The sequence below is a fragment of the Polaromonas sp. OV174 genome, from assembly GCF_900112285.1.
GTDB lineage: Bacteria > Pseudomonadota > Gammaproteobacteria > Burkholderiales > Burkholderiaceae_C > Polaromonas.
This window is the reverse complement of sequence record NZ_FOKZ01000017.1, coordinates 70016-88360: the sequence shown is the minus strand read 5'-3', so window position 1 is coordinate 88360 and position 18345 is coordinate 70016. Positions and strand designations below refer to the sequence as shown.

Below are 18345 nucleotides of genomic sequence, written 5' to 3'. Positions count from 1 at the left end.
AACGCGGGCGTGCGGATCAGGGCAGGGCCACGGCGTCAAGCATGGCGCGCACCTGCTCGGCCGCACCCCGGCCGGCATCGCTGACGGGCACCAGGCGGTGCGCCGCGGTTTGCGGCAGCACGGCGGCGATGTCATCGGGCGCGACGTAGTCCCGCCCGCTCAGAAAGGCCTGCGCCTTGGCGGCCCGCATGATGGCGATGCCGGCGCGCGGGCTCAGGCCCTGCAAAAACCAGCGCCCCGAGCGGGTGGCGGCCATCAGGTCTTGCAGGTAGTTCAGCAGCGGCTCTGCGGCATGAACTTGCTGCACCAGTTGCTGCAACTCCAGCAGGTCGTGCGGCGCCAGCAGGGCCGGCAAGTTGTCCACCATGTCGCGCCGGTCGCCGCCCCTGAGCAGTTCACGCTCGGCGGCGCGGTCCGGGTAGCCCAGCGAGATACGCATGTGAAAGCGGTCCAGCTGGGACTCGGGCAGAGCGTAGGTGCCGAGCTGGTCTTGCGGGTTTTGCGTGGCAATGACAAAAAACGGAATCGGCAGGGGCCGGGTCTCGCCTTCGACGGTGACCTGCTTTTCCTCCATGGCTTCGAGCAGGGCGCTCTGGGTCTTGGGGCTGGCGCGATTGATCTCATCGGCCAGCAGCACCTGCGCAAACACCGGCCCGGGGTGAAACACAAAGCCCTCGCGCTGGCGCTCGTAAATAGATACGCCCGACAAGTCGCTGGGCATCAGGTCGGCGGTGAACTGCACGCGTGAAAACTGCAGGCCAAAGGAGCGCGACAGCGCGTGCGCCAGCGTGGTTTTGCCGACGCCGGGCACGTCTTCAATCAGCAGATGACCGCCGGCCAGCAGGCAGGCGACGCAGTCCTGTACCTGCGTGGATTTGCCCACAATGACCGTGTTAAGCTGATTCAAAAGCGCTTGAAGTTTTTCTTTGACGTGCATGCCTTCAACCATACCGTAATTTTTTCGCCAAACTTTCAAGCCATGAATGCGACTGGTTACTTCACTCACAAAGATTGCTGGAAACATGAGATGGGCCCAGGACATCCGGAGTGTCCCGAGCGGCTAGATGCGATTGAAGACCGCTTGCTGGTCAGCGGCGTGGGCGACGCGCTGGCAAGACGGGAAGCGCCGCTGGCGGCGCTGGGCGACATCGAGCTGGCGCACGACCGCATGCTGGCGGCGGCGCTGCGCGGTCTGAGCGATACCCTGGCCGATGACATCAAGGCGGGTGGACCACCCTACGTCCAGATTGATCCCGATACCTTGCTCAACGTACACACCTGGAATGCCGCTTTGCGCGCTGCCGGTGCGGTACTGGCGGCCACCGACAGCGTGATCGCCGGCGAGATGGAGAACGCCTTTTGCGCCGTGCGTCCGCCTGGCCACCATGCCGAGCACAACAAGGCCATGGGCTTTTGCTTTTTCAACAACATCGCCATTGCCGCCAAGTACGCGCTGGAGCGCCACGGCCTCAAGCGCGTGGCGATTGTTGACTTTGACGTGCACCACGGCAATGGCACCGAAGACATCATTCGCGGCGATGAGCGGATTTTGATGGTGAGCTTTTTCCAGCATCCGCTGTTTCCGTTTAGCGGCGCCGAGGCGCACGACGGCAATATGGTGAATCTGCCGGTGCCGGCCTATACCAAGGGCATGGAGGTGCGCGAGCTGATAGAGATGATGTGGATGCCGCGCCTGGAAGCGTTCCAGCCCGAAATGATTTTCATCAGTGCCGGCTTTGACGCGCACCGCGAGGACGAGCTGGGCCAGATGGGCCTGACCGAGCAGGACTACGCCTGGATCACCATGCGCGTCAAGGACGTGGCCAAGCGCCACGCCAAGGGCCGTATCGTGTCCGCGCTGGAAGGCGGCTACAACCTGAGCGCGCTGGGGCGCAGCGTGGAAGCGCACATCCGCGTGCTGGCAGATTTATAGGAGTTTTTTATGCGTACCACTGGGCCTGCCGCTGCGCCGCCGCCCGTTCTTCATACCTGGGATGCGCGGGGCGTGCACCGCCTGGTGCTGAACCAGCCAGGCAGTTTCAATACCTTGAGCGAAGAGGTTCTGGCCGCGTTGCAGACGGCGCTCGATGCCATCGCCGGTGAGCCTTCGGCCCGCGCCGTCGTGTTGTCGGCCGAGGGCAAGGCCTTTTGCGCCGGCCACAACCTCAAGGAGATGCGCGCACAGGCCGAGCTGGCCTATTACCAGAAACTGTTTGCCCGCTGCACGCGCGTGATGCTCAGCATCCAGAATCTACCGGTGCCGGTGATTGCCAGGGTGCAGGGCCTGGCCACCGCCGCCGGTTGTCAGCTGGTGGCGCAATGCGATCTGGCGGTGGCCGCCAGCCAGGCCAGTTTTGGCGTCAACGGCATCGACGTGGGCCTTTTTTGCGCCACGCCCAGTGTGCCGCTGGTGCGCAACATGCCGGCCAAGCAGGCCATGGAAATGCTGCTGACGGGCGAGTTCATCACGGCTGACGAGGCGCGGCTGCGCGGGCTGGTGAATCGCGTCGTGCCGCTGGAGGCGTTGGATGCCGAGGTCGAGCAGCTCCTGCTGGCCTTGCTGTCCAAGCCGCGCGAAGCGCTGGCCATGGGCAAGGCGCTTTTTTACAAGCAGCGCGAAACCGGCGTGGAGGCGGCTTACCAACTGGCCGGCCAGGCCATGGCCTGCAATATGATGCACGCCGTTGCACAGGAAGGCGTACAAGCCTTCATCGAGAAAAGGAAACCTGAATGGCCGGTACTGGCACCCTGAATTTTCGTCCTCCATCCCCGCTCCCAATTGACAGCCTGGATCAGTGGTTTGCCGGGCTGATGCAGCCCATGGCCCTGATTGAGCTGGCGGCTTTGCTGGGCTGCGTGCTCCTGGCCTGGTTGGTGGCACGTCTGCTGGGCCGTTCGCGCCACCAGCCCGATGATCAGTCGATTCTCTTTGGCCGGCGCATTGTCGATGGCGTGCTGTTTCCGCTGTTGCTGCTGTCGTTTGCCTATGCCGCCCAGGAGCTGGTGGCGCGCATGCTGCCGCTGGCGGTCTTCAAGGTGGCGATTCCCGTGCTGCTGTCGCTGGCCGTGATAAGGCTGGGCGTCAAGGTCTTGCAGGCCGCCTTCAAGGATGCGCCGCTGGTGCGGGCGCTGGAGCGCACCATTTCCTGGGGCGCCTGGGGCGCCATGGTGCTCTGGGTCAGCGGCTTGCTGCCGGTCATTCTGGAGGAGCTGGACGATATCAAGTGGAAGGTCGGCAACTCGGTCATGTCGGTGCGCACCATGCTGGAAGGCGCGCTGACCGCCGGCATCGTGCTGCTGATTGCCTTGTGGATTTCCTCTGCGATAGAGGCGCGCCTGCTGCGCTCGGCCACCGGCAGCGAACTGTCCCTGCGCAAGGCCATCAGCAATGCCACGCGCGTGGTGCTGATGTTTGTCGGTTTGCTGCTGGCGCTGTCTTCTGTGGGCATAGATCTGACGGCGCTGTCGGTGCTGGGTGGTGCGATTGGTGTGGGCGTGGGTTTTGGCTTGCAAAAGCTCGCGGCCAACTATGTCAGCGGTTTTGTCATGCTGGCCGAACGCAGTGTGCGCATCGGCGACAACGTGCGTGTTGATACCTTTGAAGGCCGCATCACCTACATCAATGCCCGCTATACGGTGGTGCGAGCCGCTTCCGGGCGCGAGTCCATCGTTCCCAATGAGATGTTCATCAGCAACCGCATTGAAAATCTGTCGTTCACGGACTCGCGCCTGTTGCAGACCACCATGGTGTCCGTCGGCTATGACAGCGACGTCGAACTGGTCATGCGTTTGCTGACCGAGGCTGCTGTGACGCAGGCGCGCGTGCTGCGCGATCCCGGTGTGTCGGTGGCCTTGACCAATTTTGGCGCCGACGGCCTGGAGTTCACGCTGAATTATTGGCTGGCCGATCCGGAAAACGGCCAGCAAAACCTGCGTTCGGCCGTCAACCTGTCTATCTTGAAGGCTTTGCGTGAAAACGGCATAGATATTCCCTATCCGCAGCGAGTAATTCATACCCAGGTCAGCGTGGAGCCTACGCTCAAGTCCGACTCAATCAAGCCCTTATAATCAACAAAATAGAACGACCGTTCTTTTTTTGTCGACTGCCACGGATAACCCTCTTGCAGTTGGGTCGCCGCCCCGCATCATGAATGCCGCAGCATAGAATGCAAAGCTTACCTTTACGTCAACGTAAACGTCACCGTCCATCAATAAACTCTGGAGTCCTCCAATGAAGGTTTTGGTCCCCGTCAAGCGTGTAGTCGACTACAACGTGAAAGTGCGCGTCAAATCAGACGGCACAGGTGTCGATATTGCCAACGTCAAGATGAGCATGAATCCCTTTGACGAAATCGCCATCGAAGAGGCGACCCGGCTCAAGGAAAAAGGCGTGGCCACGGAGGTTATCGCCGTGTCCTGCGGTGTGCTGCAGTGCCAGGAAACCCTGCGCACCGCCATGGCGATTGGCGCGGACCGCGCCATCCTGGTCGAAACCGACGCCGAACTGCAGCCGCTGGCCGTGGCCAAGCTGCTGAAGGCCCTGGTCGACAAGGAAGCCCCGCAACTGGTGATCCTGGGCAAGCAGGCGATCGATGATGACTGCAACCAGACCGGCCAGATGCTGGCCGCGCTGCTGGGCTGGCCGCAAGCGACCTTCGCCTCCAAGGTGGAAGTCGAAGGCGGCGTCGCCAAGGTCACGCGCGAAGTCGACGGCGGCCTGGAAACCCTCTCGCTCACCCTGCCGGCCATCATCACCACCGACTTGCGCCTGAACGAGCCGCGCTATGTGACCTTGCCCAACATCATGAAGGCCAAGAAAAAGCAGCTGGACAACGTCAAACCCGCAGACCTCGGTGTTGACGTCACGCCCCGCATCAAGACCCTGAAGGTCAGCGAGCCGCCCAAGCGCAGCGCCGGCGTCAAGGTGGCCGACGTCGCCGCCCTGGTCGACAAACTCAAAAACGAAGCGAAGGTGATCTAAATGACTGCACTGGTAATTGCCGAACACGACAACAAGGCCATCAAGCCCGCCACCCTGAACACCGTGACCGCCGCCGCTCAGTGCGGTGGTGAGGTGCATGTGCTGGTGGCCGGCCTGAATGCCGCAGCCGCGGCCCAGGCCGCCGCGCAAATCGCCGGCGTGGCCAAAGTCATCCACGTCGATGGCGCGCACTTTGAACATGGCCTGGCCGAAAACATGGCCGCCCAGGTGCTGGCCATCGCCAGCAGCTACTCGCACATCCTGTTCCCGGCCACCGCCTCCGGCAAAAACATCGCCCCGCGCGTGGCCGCCACGCTGGATGTGGGCCAGATCTCGGACATCACCAAGGTGGATAGCCCCGACACCTTCGAGCGCCCCATCTACGCCGGCAACGCCATTGCCATCGTGCAAAGCCTGGACGCCACCAAGGTCATCACCGTGCGCACCACCGGCTTTGACGCGGCAGCGGCCAGCGGCGGTTCGGCCGCCATTGAAACCCTGGCCGGCGTGGCCGACAGCGGCAAGTCCACCTTTCTGGGCGCCGAGATCGCCAAGAGCGACCGCCCCGAACTGACGGCGGCCAAGATCATCGTCTCCGGTGGCCGCGCCCTGGGCAGCGCCGAGAAGTTCATGGAAGTGCTGACGCCGCTGGCCGACAAGCTGGGCGCCGCCCTGGGCGCCAGCCGCGCCGCCGTCGATGCGGGCTACGCGCCCAACGACTGGCAAGTGGGCCAGACCGGCAAGATCGTCGCGCCCCAGCTCTATGTGGCCGTCGGCATCTCGGGTGCCATCCAGCATCTGGCCGGCATGAAGGACTCCAAGGTCATTGTGGCCATCAACAAGGATGCCGAAGCGCCCATCTTCGGCGTGGCCGACTACGGCCTGGAGGCCGACTTGTTCACGGCCGTGCCCGAACTGGTGGCTGCGCTTTAAGCCAAAGAAAGCCAAGGGCGTCTTGCGGGACGCCTTTTTTTTATCTGTTTTTTGTACCCGGATGACCTGCGCTGGCGGGCATTTGCTGACATAAGTGGAGAGACTGTCATGAGCTACATCGCCCCCGTCAAGGACATGCTGTTTGATATCCAGCATCTGGCCAATATTGAGCAGGTCGCGCAAATCCCCGGTTTTGAAGATGCCGGTTTGGAGACGGCGCAGGCGGTGTTGGAGGAATGCGCCAGGTTTAACGAGGGGGTGCTGGCACCGCTGAACGTCGAAGGCGACACCAACCCCTCAAGCTTTCAATCCGGCGTGGTCACCACCACGCCAGGCTTCAAGCAAGCCTTCAAACAATACGTGGAAGGCGGCTGGCAAGGCCTGCAGCACCCGGTCGATGTTGGCGGCCAGGGCCTGCCCAAAACCATAGGCGCGGCTTGCGGCGAAATGCTCAATTCGGCCAATATGAGTTTTGCCCTGTGTCCGTTGCTCAGCGACGGCGCCATCGAGGCGCTGCTGACGGCCGGCTCCGATGAGTTGAAAGCGGTCTACCTGGAAAAGCTGGTGAGCGGCCAGTGGACAGGCACCATGAATCTGACCGAGCCCCAGGCCGGCTCGGATCTGGCCATGGTGCGGGCCAAAGCCGAGCCGCAGGGCGACGGCAGCTACAAGGTCTTCGGCACCAAGATCTTCATCACCTATGGTGAGCACGACATGGCCGAGAACATCGTGCACCTGGTGCTGGCCCGCGCCAGTGGCGCACCCGAAGGCGTGAAAGGCATCAGCCTGTTTGTGGTGCCCAAATTCATGGTGGGCAAAGACGGCTCGCTAGGCGCGCGCAACGATGTGCATTGCGTCAGCATCGAGCACAAGCTGGGCATCAAGGCCAGCCCCACGGCCGTGCTGCAATACGGCGATCACGGCGGCGCCGTCGGTTACCTGGTCGGCGAGGAAAATCGCGGCCTGGAATACATGTTCATCATGATGAACTCGGCGCGCTACGCCGTCGGCATGCAGGGTATTGCGATTGCCGAGCGGGCCTATCAAAAGGCCGTGAGCTTTGCCAAGGACCGGGTGCAGAGCCGGCCGGTCGACGGCTCCATCAAGGCCAGCGTGCCCATCATTCACCACCCCGACGTCAAGCGCATGCTGATGACCATGCGTGCCTACACCGAAGGCTGCCGCGCCATGGCCTCGGTGGCCGCCGCCGCCTACGACGCATCGCACCACCATCCCGACGCGGAAGTGCGCCAGCAGAACCAGGCTTTCTATGAATTCATGGTGCCGCTGGTCAAGGGCTATAGCACCGAGATGAGCCTGGAGGTCACCTCGCTGGGCGTGCAGGTGCACGGCGGCATGGGCTTTATCGAGGAAACCGGCGCGGCGCAGTATTACCGTGATGCCAAGATTCTGACGATTTACGAAGGCACGACCGCCATCCAGGCTAATGACCTGGTGGGCCGCAAGACCTCGCGCGATGGCGGCCAGACCGCGAAGGCGATCGCCGGGCAAATCGAAGCCACCGAAGCCGAGTTGCTCAAGCAGGGCAGTGCCGACGCGCTGGCCGTGGCCAAGCGCTTGAAAGCCGCGCGCGAAGCGTTTGTTGAAGTGGTCGAGTTCGTCGCCGCCAACACCAAGGCCAAGCCGAATGCGGTGTTTGCCGGCAGCGTGCCCTATTTGATGCTGGCCGGCAATCTGGTGGCCGGCTGGCAGATGGCGCGTTCGTTGCTGGTGGCGCAGGAGCAATTGGTACTCGGCGTTGACGTCGCCTTCATGCAGGCCAAAATCATCACCGCCCGCTTTTACGCCGACCATTTGCTGACCAAGGCGCCCGGTGTGCGCGACAGCATTGTCGAAGGCGCCGACAGCGTGACGGCGCTGGCGCTGGAGTCGTTTTAACAGTGGCCGGGCGCAAGAGGCCAGCCCTCTTGCCTTAATTGCTTTGCTGCTATTTTGATAGCTGCTTGCGCCCGTCTATTAAGGGCTGCAGCTCGTTTTTGCTTAAATTTCGCAAGACTTTGATGAAAGAAGCCATGTCCAGACTTCCCGCGCCCCTGAATAATTTGCCGCTGCCCATCATCGGCTCGCCGCTGTTCATCATCAGCAATCCCCAGTTGGTGATCGCCCAGTGCAAGGCCGGCGTTGTCGGCGCCATGCCGGCGCTCAATGCCAGGCCGGCCGCGCAGCTGGACGACTGGCTGGCCGAGATCACCGAAACCCTGGCCGCCTATAACCAGGCGAATCCGGACGCGCCCGCCGCACCCTTTGCCATCAACCAGATCGTGCACAAGAGCAACGACAGGCTGGAGCACGACCTGCAGGTCTGCGCCAAGTACAAGGTGCCCATCATCATCACCTCGCTGGGCGCGCGCGAAGACGTCAACCAGGCCGTACACGCCTGGGGCGGCGTGGTGTTGCACGACATCATCAACAACAAGTTTGCCCGCAAGGCGATTGAAAAGGGCGCCGACGGCCTGATCGCCGTGGCCGCCGGTGCCGGTGGCCATGCCGGCATCAAAAGCCCGTTTGCGCTGATTCAAGAAATCCGCCAGTGGTTTGATGGCCCGCTGGCGCTGTCGGGCGCGATTGCCACCGGTGGTGCGGTGCTGGCCGCCCGTGCCATGGGGGCCGACTTCGCCTACATCGGCTCGGCCTTCATCGCCACCGAGGAAGCGCGCGCCGCCCAGGCCTACAAGCAGGCCATCGTCGATGGCAGTTCCGATGACGTGGTCTACAGCAATCTGTTTACCGGTGTGCACGGCAACTACCTGGCGCCATCGATACGCGCCGCCGGCATGGACCCGGACAACCTGCCCGAGAGCGATCCGAGCAAGATGAATTTTGGCGGTGACAAGTCCAAGGCCTGGAAAGATATCTGGGGTAGCGGCCAGGGCATTGGCGCCGTCAGCAAGGTGCAGAGCGCCGCCGCTTTTGTGGCCCAGCTCAAGCGTGAGTATGAAGATGCGCGTCTTCAGTTGGCGCTTTGAGTCCCTCATCTCCTTCATCTGCCAACTTGATGCGTTCGCCTGATCAGCGTCTGCCCGGCCTGGACGCGCTCAAGGGCCTGGCCTGCGCGCTGATCATCTGGCACCACCTGGCTTTTTATGGCCCGATGTCGGATGTGCTTTATCCCTTTGTGCCTGAGCTGACCGACTGGCTGTATGAGTATGGCCGCATGGCGGTGCAGGTGTTTCTGGTGGTGGGCGGCTTTCTGGCGGCCAGCTCGCTGGCGCCGCGCGGCGTGGCCAGTTTCGGGCGGGCCGGTGGCCTGATTTTTCGCCGTTATCGCCGGCTGGTACGTCCCTATCTGGTGGCGCTGCTGGCCAGTGTGCTGGTCACGGCGCTGGTGCGGCCCTGGTTTCACGATGACTCGCTGTCGGCAGCGCCCGGGCTTTGGCAAGTGCTGGCCCATGTGCTGATGTTGCAGGACGTGTTTGATCTGGAAGCGCTGTCTGCCGGCGTCTGGTATGTGGCGATTGACCTGCAGCTGTTTGCCCTGAGCGTGCTGATTTTCAGCCTGGCCGGCTGGCTGGGGCGGCGCTGGCGCGGCATGCCGGCTCAGCTTGGGGTCTGGCTGGTCGGCGTGCTTGCCGCGCTGTCACTGCTGGTGTTCAACCTCCAGGAAGGCCTGGACATGACGGGGCTGTACTTTTTTGGGGCTTATGCCCTGGGCATGCTGGCTTTTTGGTCAGGCAGCATGCCGAGGCAGTGGCTTTGGTGGGGCGGCATGGCCTTGCTGGGCAGCGCGGCGCTGCTGCTCGATTTCAGGGAGCGCCTGCTGCTGGCGCTGCTGGTGGCGTTCGGCCTGGTCTGGCTGCGTCAGAGCGCCGGGGCGCGCCAGGGCCTGCGGCTGCGCTGGCTGACACAGCTGGGCCAGATGTCTTACTCGGTCTTTTTGATTCACTTCCCGGTCTGCCTGCTGGTCAATGCCGTGGTCAGCTATTTCTGGCCGACCCAGCTGCTGGCCAACACCCTGGGTTTGTTCGCGGCTTTTTTCCTGTCCTTGCTGGCGGGCCGCATGCTGTACCTGTGGGTTGAGTTGCGCCCGCCGGCACGCCAGCTTCGCGCTTCAGCTGCGCACGATTTTTCGGGTCAGCAGCATGGCCAGGGTCGGAGCCAGGGCAAAAGCGCCTAGCAGCCAGTAGGCCGCGCGCTGCGCGCCGGCCACGCCGCCCGGCTCTGACAGGCCGGCCGCGTTGGCGGTCAGGCCGGCCAGTGCCGCGCCTATGGCCATGGCATAGAGCTGCACCGTGGTGATGGACGAGGAGGCCAGGTTTTCTTCACCCGGGGCGGCCGATTTCAGCACCCGCGTCACCAGGTGCGGCCAGCCCTGGCCCACGCCGAAGCCGGCACCGGCCAGGGCCAGAATCATGAGCAGATCTTGCGCCGGCCCGGGCAGGCCGGTGGCGCCCGGCAGCACCACGGCCAGCGTGGTCAGCGAGAGCGTCATCACCAGCGGGCCGGTGCTCACCATGCGCTTGGCCGCCGCGCCGCTGTGGCTTGAGGTCAGCAGCGAAGCCAGGCTCCAGCCACCGGCCATCGCGGCCGTGGCGTAGCCGGCCATCAAGGGCGTGTAGCCGTGCAGGGTCTGCAGGAAGTAGGGCACATAAATCTCCGTGGTCGTGCCTATCATGAGCAGGCAGATGCAGGCGAAAACCTTGCCCATGGGGCTGTGCAGCGAGTAGGCGCCGGTGGGCAGCAGCGGCACGCCGGCGCGCTGGTCCAGCCTGGCCATCAGCAGGCCCAGGGCCAAGCCAAAGGCCACGCCGCCAAGCTTCCAGGCAGTGGACGGCCACAGGCCGGCCAGCGCAATCACCAGCACCGAGCTGGCCAGCAGCGTGATTTTGAGCGCCGGCACGCGCACCGTGGCCGGGCCGGTTTTTTTCTGTTGCGGCAGTTGCGACATCACCACCAGGGCCTGCAGCAGGGAGATAGGCAGCAGCACCCAGAAAGCCAGCCGCCAGTGACCGCTTTGCGCAAACAGGCCACCGACGGCGGGGCCGAACAAGGTGGCCACACCCCACATGCCGGAGACCAGCGCCACGGCGCGCGGCCACAGCGGCGGCGCGAACACGACGCGGATCAGCGCATAGCTGAGCGCCGCCAGCAGGCCGCCGCCCAGGCCCTGCACGCTGCGGCCGGCCAGCATCCAGCCCATGCTGGGCGCGCTGGCGCAGGCCACGGCGCCCAGCGTGAAGACGGACAGGGCCAGCAGATAGGCCAGGCGCGGGCTGAGCCGGTCCAGCAGCTTGGCCGTCAGCGTGGAGCCGAGTATGGAGGCGACCACGAACAGCGTGATGTTCCAGGCGTAGTACTCCAACCCGCCTATGTCGTTGACGACCGAGGGCAATATGGTGGTGACGATGTGCACATTGATGGCGTGCAGCGCGACGCCGCCGGTCAGGGCCACGGAGCGCAGCATATTGCAGCCCGACAACAGGTCGGCCCAGGAGGGCGGCGAAGGGCTGGTGGTGTTCAAGTGAAATCTCGACTTTCTAAGCTATCGCTTTTATTATGCAAGTAGTTGTTTGGATATTAAGGGTTGCTCATGGAATATGCAAGTAATAACTTGGATAATAAAAATCTGCATTCCAGCAGCGAACGCCTGCTGTTTCGCCTGAAGACCCGAGGCCCGGCTTCAACCGCAGCGCTGGCGCAGGAGCTGCAGCTGAGCGCCGAAGCCGTGCGCCTGCAGGTGCAAAAACTGCTGGCCGAAGGACTGATCACCGGCCAGCAAGAGGCCCAGGCCAGCGCCGGCCGGCCCAAGCAGAACTGGGTGCTGACGGCGGCCGGCAACGCCCGCTTTCCCGACGCGCACGCGCAACTGAGTATTCAGCTCATAGGCTCGATCAAGCAGCTGTTTGGCGAACAGGGGCTGGAGCGGCTGATTGCGCAGCGCGAGAACGACATGCGCGCCGACTACCTGAAAGCCCTGCAAGGCTTGAATAGCCTGCCGCAAAAACTCGAGCAACTGGCGCAGCTGCGCGCCGCCGAAGGCTATATGGCGCGCGTGGAAGAGGACGGCCAGGACTGGCTGCTGATCGAAGACCATTGCCCGATCTGCGCGGCGGCGCAAAGCTGTCAGGGTTTTTGCCGCTCCGAGTTGCAGCTGTTTCAGGAGGTGATGGGCCAGGAGGCGGTGGTCAGGCGTGAAGAGCATTTATTGGCCGGGGCGCGGCGCTGCGTTTACCGCATCAGCCGGCGCCAGGCCTGAGGCGGCCATGAGCGGTGAATTTAAGGAAAAAGTGGCTCTTGGGCAGGTGGGGCGGGCGCAAGCAGCTATCGAATCGATAGTGATTAAGGCCTGAACATGTCCAGCTTCAGGGCCGAGGCCTGACCCAGCCAGGAGGCATGGCGGGTGTGATCGGCCAGGTCATCGCCCGTGACGCCGTGAACCAGGATGTCAAGGCCGCCGCGATGCTGCTCCAGCCAGGGAATCAGGCGCTCAAACTCCGCGCTGTCAAAGCTCAGCTGGCAACTCCAGTGCGGATGTGGCCCGACCTCGCGCTCATGCACCCGTCCCACCGCCACCTTGAACAAGGCGCCCGCCTGCTGGCTCAGCGCGCGGGCTTGCTCCAGGGTTTGCGGCCCGAAATAGAGATGGGCGTGGTAGTGGGCGTAAAGGTTTTCGGGGCGCGGGGTCATGACAATTCCAGCTGAATTCGTAAGTCTCAAGTGTAGGCTTGTGAAGGTGGCGTATTTTGATAAACTGTATATTTATACAGTTATTTTGAGTAGCCCAAGCGCCAACCATTTCTGAGCCTGAGAGCGTCATGACCGAGGTTTTTATCCCCCTGCATGCCATCAAGGGCCGCGGCACGGCCACGCGCATGGCGCACCGCTTCGAGAAAGAGGCCCGCCAGGCCTATGACGACGGCTGGGGCACGCTGCAAGAGGCGGCGGCAGGCGAGCCGCCGCGCCTGCCAACCGAGGTGTTGTTTGAAGATGCGCGCAGCGCCATCACCCGCAATGACTCGCCCGACATCTTTTTTGACTACGGCCTTAACCCTTATCGGGGCTGCGAGCACGGCTGCGTATATTGCTACGCCCGGCCCACGCACAGCTACCTCAATCTCTCGCCCGGCCTGGACTTCGAGACCAAGATCATCGCCAAGTGCAATATTGCCGAGGTGCTGCGCGCCGATCTGGCCAAGCCGCGTTATGTGCCCAAGCTGCTCAACATCGGCTCGGCCACCGACTGCTATCAGCCGGTCGAGCGCGAGCTGCGCCTGACACGCGGCGTGATCGAGGTCTTGCAGCAGGCGCGGCATCCGTTTTCGCTGGTCACCAAGTCCAGCGGCGTGGAGCGCGACCTGGACCTGATTGCGCCCATGGCGGCCGACGGCTTGGCGGCGGTGTACGTCACCATCACCACGCTGGACGGCGAATTGGCGCGCAAGCTGGAGCCGCGCGCGGCGGCGCCGCAGCGTCGCTTGCGCACCATACGGGCTCTGGCAGACGCTGGCGTTCCGGTGGGCGTCAGCGTGGCGCCGCAGATTCCGTTCGTCAACGAGGACATGGAGCAGGTGCTGCAAGCGGCCTGGGAGGCGGGCGCGCGCACGGCGTTTTACACCGTGATCCGCTTGCCCTGGGAAGTCGCGCCGATTTTTCAGGAATGGCTGGCGCTGCATTACCCGCAACGTGCCGCCCGCATCATGGCGCGCATTCAGGAGATGCGTGGCGGCAAGGATTACGAGGCTGACTTTGCCACCCGCATGAAGGGGTATGGTTTGTGGGCCGAGCTGATCCGCCAGCGCTTTGAGAAAACCTGCTTGCGGCTGGGCTTGAATCGCCAGCGCACGGAGCTGGATTTGAGCCGTTTCAGAGCGCCGGGTCGGGGTGGCCAGGGCACGCTTTTTTGAGTCTGTCGTTTGAGGGCTTGGCGCTGGGCCAAGTACCGCACTGAAGACGTGCGATATAGCAAGCTCACTAGCATGACGGGCTTTGTCAATCCAGCCGTGGAGCGTTTCATTCATGCACGGCTTGCATTTCACTGCCGACCCGTGCTCATGCCGGGCAGATGTATTGGTGCCCGCTCGCGCGTTGCATTAAAATGAGCGCTTTGTCGAAAGAACCGTCACGGCCATGTCCGTGCTCGTGAAAGGCTTTCATTCTTGCAACCTAAGGGGGTGAAGATGAGTAGGCCTTTTATTTCGCTGTGTCCAGAGATCACTCGGTCCAACGCACTAACGCTGATGAACTGGTTGGAAGACGAGAGTGTCACCCACCACCTGAGCGATTCGCGCCACGTTTCCCGCTTCATCGAGCAAGTCCTCGATCGGGTCCAGATGCCGATCCTGACCCATCTGTTCAACCAGGGCGGCCGCTTCTTCATGGCCTACGACCGCCATGACGTGCCTGTGGGCTTCGTTCGACTCGTCAAGACGGGCGTTGACTGCGAGATGGTCTTGGTCATCGGCGACCGCGATAACTGGGGCCGTAAGCTCGGCGCCAGCGCCATCCGTGAAGGCATGAAGCTCGCCTTCTTCGACATGCGGGCCGACAAGCTCATCGCCAAGATCCATCCAGACAACGTGCGGTCGCTGAAGGCCTTCGTGCGCTGCGGCTTCCAGCTCGAAAGCGAAACGCCTACGCTGGCGTCATTCGCCCTGTCCTCGGCACGCTATCGCTGGCTCTTGCGTGAAAGCCCTGAGGGTGAGCCCGCCCATATCACCATCACCGAAATCGACAAGGCCCGGCTCCTGGACCTGATCGCCCTCGAACAAGGCCCAGCGGTTGTCGAGTTGGAGCACGAGGTTGAGCGGGCCATCGTCGTCGATCCGCGGCAAGTGGCGCGGGATGTTGTCACGATGAACTCCAGGGCCTTGCTGCAGCTGGACGACGAAGAAGTGGAAGTGGCCTTGGTCTACCCCGAGGACGCGGGCGACAGTGCCGGGAAGCTGTCGGTTTGCTCCGGCATCGGCACGGCGATCCTGGGCTACAAGGAGGGCGATGCCATCGACTGGCGCATTTCGGACCGGACCCGCCGTATTTGGATCGAGAAAGTACTTTACCAGCCAGAAGCCGCGGGCGATTTTCACCTGTAGGTTCGCTACGTTGCGCCACAGCCGCAGATCTTGCATGAGCACCCCGGCGACGACGAGCCGGCACCAGGTGTGTTCGCCCGACGCACACGTAGAGCTGTCATTGAATTCTGAAGGGGGATTGGCCGGCTATACGGTCTTCAACCGCCTGGTAGAGCTTGAGCGCCGCGCCGACCGCTACCTGCGGGCGCCGCATTCCAAATACGACCCGGCTTACCAGCGGCGCGGCCTGGCCACGGCGGTCTATCGGTGGGGGCTGGACGCGGGTCTTTGTTTGATGACCGGGGCACGCCAGTCACCCGGTGCCCATGCGCTCTGGCATGCCCTGGCCAGACGCTACGAACTGGGTTATGTGGACTTGCGCAGCAAGACCCTGCGCTATCTGGGGCCGCAGGTGAGGCCTCAGGTACTCGATGACCTGCACACCCGGATGATCTTGCTGGGGCAGGGCTGGACCATGGATGGGTTTTGCGCCGCCGCTGGCATGCGCTGAGTTCAGCGGGCAGGCTCTCAGATCACTGGCCCAGGGCCGCTTGCCGCGGCGGGTCTTTGGCGACAGAGTCCCGTCAATGTTTCGCCTATGGCATCAATCTGCGATGGCTGGCGCACAGATTGAGCGGAGCGCACCAGCCTTGCCTTGGCGAGGCCTCGCTTCGGAGGGGCGGCAGCTACCAAGGGTTTACCACTATTCGTGTTGATTTTTATTGCCCAGATAATTGGTATACCAACATACGGTATTCAATTTTACCGAGATCAATTCACTTTTTCGCAAGAAGGGTCGCCATGCTTATCAAGCTCAAACATTCCTCCACCCAATCATTGGGCCGCCTGCTTGCCGGTCTGGTCGTGTCCGTGGTGGCATCAGCGGCCATGGCGGCCTGGCCGGAAAAGCCCATCACCATCGTTGTGCCATTCGCTCCCGGCGGCAGTTCCGACATCGTGGCCCGCAATCTGGCCCCCATGCTGGGTGAACGGCTCGGCCAGGCCGTGGTGATTGAAAACGTGGCGGGTGCCGGCGGCATGCTGGGCACGCAACGCGCGGTACGCGCCGCTCCTGACGGCTACACCATTCTTCTTGGCTCCGGTTCGGAAATCCTGATCAACAAGCTGATCAATCCGAAAGTGGCCACTGACGGCATCAAGGATTTGTCGCCCGTCGTTTTCGTCGGCACCGGCCCCATGGTGTTGGTGGGTAAAGCGGGTCTGCCGGCCAATTCCGTTGCCGACGTCCTGGCCCTGGCGCGCGCCAAACCCGGAACCCTCAGCTATGCCTCGGCAGGCAATGGCACGCCCATGCATGTCGCGGGTGAGTTGCTGAAGATGCGCGCTGACGTGTTCATGACCCACATTCCCTACCGCGGCGCAGCCCCGGCATTGATTGACCTGATAGGCGGGCAGATCGACCTGGGCGTGTCCACGCTGAGCGCGGCACAGCCCTACATCAAGTCCGGCAAGATCAAGGCCTTTGCCGTGACCAGCGCCAAGCCATCCGAGCTGGCGCCCGGCATTCCGGCCATGGGGCAGGTCAAAGGGCTGGAAGGCTTTGATCTGGGAGTCTGGTTTGGTCTGTTTCTGCCGAACAAGACGCCACCCGAGATCCTGCAAAAAGTCCAGACCGCCGCGCAGCAGGTGCTGGCCGATCCGCAGGTCAAGAAACGCCTGGCCGAGCAGGGCATCAGCGCATCCGGCGCGTCGGCCGCCGAGCTGAGCAAGTTCATGGCGACGGAAGTCGAGAAATACCGCGCCGTCGTCAAGGCCGCCAAGATCACCGCTGAATAAAGCTGGCTCACCTGAGCCAGTGCAAACCCATACCGAAATTTTTAGGAGTAGAACCCATGGCCGAGATTCGTAAAATCGTCACTTTTTATGAGCAGACGCTGATTGAGGGCGGCAAGGCCGCGCCGACGCCGCTGAGAATGTTTGCCGCCGCCGCTGTGTTGAAGAACCCATGGGCCGGCATGGGCTTTGTCGAGGACCTCAAGCCCGGCATTCATTCGGTGGCGCCCGTGCTGGGCGAATTGTTGACGGATGAAATCCTGCGCATGACGGGCTCGGGCGCGGTCATTGAAGGTTATGGAAAAGCCGCCTTGGTGGGTACCAACGGCGAAATTGAGCATGCCTCGGCCCTGATACACACCTTGCGCTTTGGCAACTTCTACCGCAAGGCCGTGGGCGCCAAAAGCTACCTGAGTTTCACCAATGTGCGCGGCGGCCCGAATTGCGCCATTTCCATTCCCATGATGCACAAGGATGATGAAGGCATGCGCTCGCACTACCTGACGCTGCAATTTGCCATCAACGACGCGCCGGGTCCCGATGAAATCGTGGTGGCCTTGGGCGCATCCATAGGCGGTCGGCCGCATCACCGCATCGGTGATCGTTACCAGGACATCAAGGACTTGGGCGGCAATGCAGTCTGATTCAACACAGCTGGACGTGTCGGCCTCGGCCGGCGTGACGGGCGGCACGGCTTACAGCGTCTATGGCGAAGGGCCGGCGGTGGTGCTGATTCACGGCGTTGGCATGGAGCAGGCCGTCTGGGCACGCCAGGTGTCCAGCCTCGCCAGAACGCACCAGGTCATTGTGTACGACATGCTGGGTCATGGCGCCAGCCAGGACCCCTGCGAGGGCGTCAAGCTGGCTGAATACGCCGTGCAACTCAAGCGCCTGCTGGACCACCTGAAGATAGCGTCCGCCGTCATCGTCGGGCATTCCATGGGCGCCCTGGTGGCGCTGGAATTTTCCCTCAGCTACCCCGAGCGGACTCGGCAGCTGGTGGCCCTGAACGCCGTCTTCATGCGCACGCCAGCGCAGCGCGAGGCGGTGCAGGAGCGAGCCCGCAAGCTGCAACAGGTGGGTGTGGCCGCGACGGTTGACTCGACCATAGAGCGCTGGTTTGGCAATCCCGTGCCGGTCGAACTCCAGGCCGATGCGCAAGTGGTGGCCAGTTTCATGCGGCGAGTCCATCACGAGGGCTATGCGCGCAGCTACCAGCTGTTTGCCACGTCCGATGCGGTGCATGCAGATGGCTTTGCCAAGCTGGCCATGCCGGCTCTCTTCATGACCGGAGAGCTTGACCCCAACTCCACGCCGGCCATGTCCGAGGCGATGGCCGGACTGGCACCGCAGGCGACGCTGGTGGTGCTGGAAGGGGCTCGTCACATGATGAACATCACCTCCGCCGAGCGTGTCAATCAGGAACTGCTGAAATTCATCGGCTAGGCTGCCTGGCCCTCTGGCAGTCATTCACAGGCGGCTTCCTGACAGGGGTTTGGCAATGGCCAGGGTTCCCGGCTGCTACGCAGAGCACGGCCGGGAACCGGCTGAGTTCCAGCAGCACTTTATTTGCCGCCTTGATGCGACTCTCTCTTTGCTAGTAATAGCCCT

Annotated in this window: 18 protein-coding genes; 15 read left to right on the top strand and 3 right to left on the bottom strand. The window is 62.8% G+C overall.

Annotated elements, in window-relative coordinates; genetic code table 11:
• Positions 1-16: 16 nt before the first annotated feature.
• Positions 17-937 (bottom strand): AAA family ATPase, encoded by a 921-nt coding sequence (locus BM160_RS15460; RefSeq protein WP_092007070.1) that lies wholly within the window; start codon positions 935-937, stop codon positions 17-19.
• 42 nt (positions 938-979) lie between these two features.
• Here BM160_RS15460 and BM160_RS15455 point away from each other — a divergent pair, with 42 nt between their 5' ends.
• From BM160_RS15455 to BM160_RS15420, 8 genes are all read left to right on the top strand, one after another.
• On the top strand, positions 980-1933 hold the full coding sequence (locus BM160_RS15455) for a histone deacetylase family protein (RefSeq protein ID WP_092007082.1): 954 nt from the start codon (positions 980-982) through the stop codon (positions 1931-1933).
• A gap of 9 nt (positions 1934-1942) precedes the next feature.
• A complete protein-coding gene (locus tag BM160_RS15450) occupies positions 1943-2752 on the top strand; it encodes an enoyl-CoA hydratase (protein WP_092007069.1) in 810 nt (269 codons plus the stop codon).
• Positions 2731-4068, top strand: a complete 1338-nt coding sequence (locus tag BM160_RS15445; RefSeq protein WP_092007068.1) for a mechanosensitive ion channel family protein — start codon at positions 2731-2733, stop codon at positions 4066-4068. The genes BM160_RS15450 and BM160_RS15445 overlap by 22 nt, the downstream gene beginning before the upstream one ends.
• A gap of 163 nt (positions 4069-4231) precedes the next feature.
• Entirely contained in the window at positions 4232-4981 is a 750-nt protein-coding gene (locus BM160_RS15440; protein ID WP_092007067.1) for an electron transfer flavoprotein subunit beta/FixA family protein, read from the top strand.
• Positions 4982-5914: an electron transfer flavoprotein subunit alpha/FixB family protein gene (locus BM160_RS15435; RefSeq protein ID WP_092007066.1), complete on the top strand. Its 933-nt coding sequence runs from the start codon at positions 4982-4984 to the stop codon at positions 5912-5914. It abuts the gene before it with no gap.
• 108 nt (positions 5915-6022) lie between these two features.
• Positions 6023-7813, top strand: coding sequence for an acyl-CoA dehydrogenase (locus BM160_RS15430; protein ID WP_092007065.1), 1791 nt, complete (start codon positions 6023-6025; stop codon positions 7811-7813).
• Positions 7814-7947: 134 nt separating this feature from the next.
• Positions 7948-8901: an NAD(P)H-dependent flavin oxidoreductase gene (locus BM160_RS15425; RefSeq protein ID WP_092007064.1), complete on the top strand. Its 954-nt coding sequence runs from the start codon at positions 7948-7950 to the stop codon at positions 8899-8901.
• Between the two features lie 29 nt (positions 8902-8930).
• On the top strand, positions 8931-10049 hold the full coding sequence (locus BM160_RS15420) for an acyltransferase family protein (protein WP_092007063.1): 1119 nt from the start codon (positions 8931-8933) through the stop codon (positions 10047-10049).
• Here BM160_RS15420 and BM160_RS15415 read toward each other — a convergent pair.
• Complete coding sequence (locus BM160_RS15415; protein WP_092007081.1) at positions 9984-11336, bottom strand: MFS transporter; 1353 nt, start codon at positions 11334-11336, stop codon at positions 9984-9986. The two genes, BM160_RS15420 and BM160_RS15415, sit on opposite strands and share 66 nt — an antisense overlap.
• Before the next feature lie 126 nt (positions 11337-11462).
• On the opposite strand from BM160_RS15415, the gene BM160_RS15410 reads away from it, so the two are divergent.
• A complete protein-coding gene (locus tag BM160_RS15410; protein WP_092007062.1) occupies positions 11463-12128 on the top strand; it encodes a helix-turn-helix transcriptional regulator in 666 nt (221 codons plus the stop codon).
• Positions 12129-12211: 83 nt separating this feature from the next.
• Here the strand turns inward: BM160_RS15410 and BM160_RS15405 are convergent, their stop codons facing one another.
• On the bottom strand, positions 12212-12559 hold the full coding sequence (locus BM160_RS15405) for a DOPA 4,5-dioxygenase family protein (RefSeq protein ID WP_092007061.1): 348 nt from the start codon (positions 12557-12559) through the stop codon (positions 12212-12214).
• A 128-nt stretch (positions 12560-12687) separates the two neighbouring features.
• Here BM160_RS15405 and BM160_RS15400 point away from each other — a divergent pair, with 128 nt between their 5' ends.
• The 6 genes from BM160_RS15400 to BM160_RS15375 all read left to right on the top strand — a co-directional run bounded on the left by BM160_RS15400 (position 12688) and on the right by BM160_RS15375 (position 18180).
• Positions 12688-13776, top strand: coding sequence for a PA0069 family radical SAM protein (locus BM160_RS15400; RefSeq protein ID WP_092007060.1), 1089 nt, complete (start codon positions 12688-12690; stop codon positions 13774-13776).
• A gap of 273 nt (positions 13777-14049) precedes the next feature.
• Positions 14050-14961 carry a bifunctional GNAT family N-acetyltransferase/nucleoside diphosphate kinase regulator gene (locus BM160_RS15395; RefSeq protein ID WP_092007059.1) on the top strand — a complete coding sequence of 304 codons (912 nt, stop codon included), beginning with the start codon at positions 14050-14052 and terminating at the stop codon, positions 14959-14961.
• 34 nt (positions 14962-14995) lie between these two features.
• Positions 14996-15451 (top strand): N-acetyltransferase, encoded by a 456-nt coding sequence (locus tag BM160_RS15390; RefSeq protein ID WP_369821792.1) that lies wholly within the window; start codon positions 14996-14998, stop codon positions 15449-15451.
• A 290-nt stretch (positions 15452-15741) separates the two neighbouring features.
• Positions 15742-16737 carry a Bug family tripartite tricarboxylate transporter substrate binding protein gene (locus BM160_RS15385; RefSeq protein ID WP_092007058.1) on the top strand — a complete coding sequence of 332 codons (996 nt, stop codon included), beginning with the start codon at positions 15742-15744 and terminating at the stop codon, positions 16735-16737.
• 56 nt (positions 16738-16793) lie between these two features.
• Positions 16794-17378, top strand: coding sequence for an amino acid synthesis family protein (locus BM160_RS15380; RefSeq protein WP_092007057.1), 585 nt, complete (start codon positions 16794-16796; stop codon positions 17376-17378).
• Positions 17368-18180: an alpha/beta fold hydrolase gene (locus BM160_RS15375; protein WP_092007056.1), complete on the top strand. Its 813-nt coding sequence runs from the start codon at positions 17368-17370 to the stop codon at positions 18178-18180. Before BM160_RS15380 ends, BM160_RS15375 begins: the two co-directional genes overlap by 11 nt.
• The last annotated feature ends 165 nt before the right edge of the window (positions 18181-18345 follow it).